At 75.1% G+C, this 2,460-nt stretch carries 3 protein-coding genes and 1 pseudogene; 3 read left to right on the forward strand and 1 reads right to left on the reverse strand.

Annotated elements, in window-relative coordinates:
• From ACWEVO_RS34935 to ribH, 3 genes are all read left to right on the forward strand, one after another.
• A partial coding sequence (locus ACWEVO_RS34935) for a nicotinamide mononucleotide transporter family protein (protein ID WP_452311681.1) occupies positions 1-386 on the forward strand: 386 nt, incomplete at its 5' end.
• Positions 383-1,648, forward strand: a complete 1,266-nt coding sequence (locus tag ACWEVO_RS34940) for a bifunctional 3,4-dihydroxy-2-butanone-4-phosphate synthase/GTP cyclohydrolase II (protein WP_452311682.1) — start codon at positions 383-385, stop codon at positions 1,646-1,648. The genes ACWEVO_RS34935 and ACWEVO_RS34940, both read left to right, overlap by 4 nt.
• A 2-nt stretch (positions 1,649-1,650) precedes the next feature.
• On the forward strand, positions 1,651-2,148 hold the full coding sequence (gene ribH / locus ACWEVO_RS34945) for a 6,7-dimethyl-8-ribityllumazine synthase (protein ID WP_452311683.1): 498 nt from the start codon (positions 1,651-1,653) through the stop codon (positions 2,146-2,148).
• A gap of 115 nt (positions 2,149-2,263) precedes the next feature.
• On the opposite strand, the pseudogene ACWEVO_RS34950 reads toward ribH, so the two are convergent.
• A pseudogene (locus ACWEVO_RS34950) lies at positions 2,264-2,460 on the reverse strand (MFS transporter); the annotation flags it as partial.

Genomic DNA, 2,460 nt, shown 5'->3' on the forward strand with positions numbered 1-2,460 from the left:
AGCCGGCGGTGACCCCGCGCTGGGCCACCTGGCCGGAGCGGCTCGGCCTGCTCGTCGTCGCGGCGGCGGGCACCGCCGCGGCGTACCCGGTGCTGGCCGCGCTCGGCTCGTGGGGGCCGCTGCCGGACGCGTGGATCCTGGTCGGCAGCCTGCTCGCCACCTACGGCATGGCCCGTGGCTGGGTGGAGTTCTGGCTGATCTGGATCGCGGTGGACGCGGTCGGCGTGCCGCTGCTGCTCCGGGGCGGCTTCTACCCGTCGGCCGCCATGTACCTGGTCTACGGGGGGTTCTGCCTGGCCGGCCTGGCCGCCTGGTGGCGGACCTCCCGGGCCACCCCGCCCGCCCCCACCCCGATCCCGCCGACGTACTCGGAGGCCGTGGCATGAGCACCTTTGGCTCCATCGAGCAGGCGGTGGCGGACATCGCCGCCGGCCGGCCCGTCGTCGTGGTGGACGACGAGGACCGGGAGAACGAAGGCGACCTGATCTTCGCGGCCGAGCTGGCCACCCCGGAGCTGGTCGCGTTCATGGTCCGCTACACCTCCGGCTACATCTGCGTGCCGCTCACCGAGAGCGAGTGCGACCGGCTGGACCTGCCGCCCATGCACCACACCAACCAGGACCGGCGGGGCACCGCGTACACGGTGACGGTCGACGCCCGGGAGGGGATCAGCACCGGCATCTCGGCGGCCGACCGCTCGCACACCATCCGGCTGCTCGCCGACGCCGGCACCGACCCGACCGACCTGGCCCGCCCCGGGCACGTGGTGCCGCTGCGCGCCCGCGAGGGCGGGGTGCTGCGCCGGCCCGGGCACACCGAGGCGGCTGTCGACCTGACCCGGCTGGCGGGGCTGCGCCCCGCCGGGGTCCTCTGCGAGCTGGTCAACGACGACGGCACCATGATGCGCCTGCCCGACCTGGAGAAGTTCTGCGCCGAGCACGGGCTGACCCTGGTCACCATCGCCGACCTGATCGCCCACCGGCGGCGTACCGAGAAGCAGGTGGAGCAGGTCGCGGACGCCCGGATGCCCACCCCGTACGGGGTGTTCCGGGCGCTGGGCTACCGCAGCGACTTCGACTCCGCGGAGCACGTGGCGCTGGTCATGGGCGACCTCGGCGACGGGCGGGACGTGCTGGTGCGGGTGCATTCCGAGTGCCTCACCGGGGACGTGTTCGGCTCGCTGCGCTGCGACTGCGGCCCGCAGTTGCAGGCCGCCCTGGCCCGGGTCGGCCAGGAGGGGCGGGGCGTGGTGCTCTACGTGCGCGGGCACGAGGGGCGCGGCATCGGCCTGCTGCACAAGCTCCAGGCGTACCAGCTCCAGGACCAGGGCCGGGACACCGTGGACGCCAACCTCGACCTGGGGCTGCCGGCCGACGCCCGCGACTACGGCACCGGCGCGCAGATCCTCTACGACCTCGGCGTCCGGTCGATGCGGCTGCTGACCAACAACCCGGCCAAGCGGGCCGGCCTGGAGGGGTACGGCCTCACGGTGAGCGGCCGCGAGGGGCTGCCCATCCGGTCGAACCCGGAGAACGTGCGTTACCTGCGGACCAAGCGGGACCGGATGGGCCACCTCCTGGAGGGGCTGGACGAGGTGACCGAGGCGCCGATGGGTCGCCCGGTCGCCGGCGACGAGATCGGAGCGTAGTGATGGCGGGTTTCGGGGAGCCGGGCGTGACCACGGTGGACGCCGCCGGGCTGACCGTCGGCATCGTGGCCGCGCGCTGGCACGGCGACCTCACCGACCACATGGTCGACCGGGCGGTGGCCGCCGCCGAGGCGTGCGGCGCGCGACCGGTGGTGGCCCGGGTGGCGGGCTCGGTGGAGCTGCCTGTGGTGGCCCAGGCGATGGCCCGCCGGTACGACGTGGTGGTCGCGCTCGGCGTGGTCGTCCGGGGAGCCACCGCCCACTTCGACTACGTCTGCCAGTCGGTCACCGAGGGGCTGACCCGGGTCGCGTTGGACGAGGGCAGGCCGGTGGCGCACGGGGTGCTCACCGTGGAGACCATCGAGCAGGCCCGGGACCGCGCCGGGCTGCCCGGCTCCGCGGAGGACAAGGGCTGGGCGGCCACCGTGGCGGCCCTGGACGCCGTCCTGGCCATCCGCAACCTGGACGCCACCTCGGCCCACCGCGTCGGCTTCGCCTGACGGCGATCCCGGCTCTCGCCGGGGTGCTAGGACGAGATGCTGATCGACCCTGGATCACCGAGGTGGCGGTGTCCGCGAGGACCCGACGCCGCCACCTCCGCGAGATGGAGCGGCGCTACCCGGCGCTGACGCCGGCGGCGGGGGCGGGCCCGGCGGCCGGCACCGGACCGGCCGGGGCCGTCAGGTGGCGGCCGGTGAGCAGGTAACCGCCGGCGGCCACCAGCAGCGCCCCGATCGCCGCGAACAGCAGTCGGTAGTCGACCAGCCCGACCAGCAGCGCGCCCGCCCCGATCGCCGCGGCCTGCGGTCCGC

It is taken from the genome of Micromonospora sp. NPDC003776, from assembly GCF_053605645.1.

What these genes read in the sequence shown, in the direction of transcription:
- ribH (WP_452311683.1), top strand. Translation starts at nt 1,651, where the DNA reads ATGGCGGGTTTCGGGGAGCCGGGCGTGACCACGGTGGACGCCGCCGGG.
- ACWEVO_RS34940 (WP_452311682.1), top strand. Translation starts at nt 383, where the DNA reads ATGAGCACCTTTGGCTCCATCGAGCAGGCGGTGGCGGACATCGCCGCC.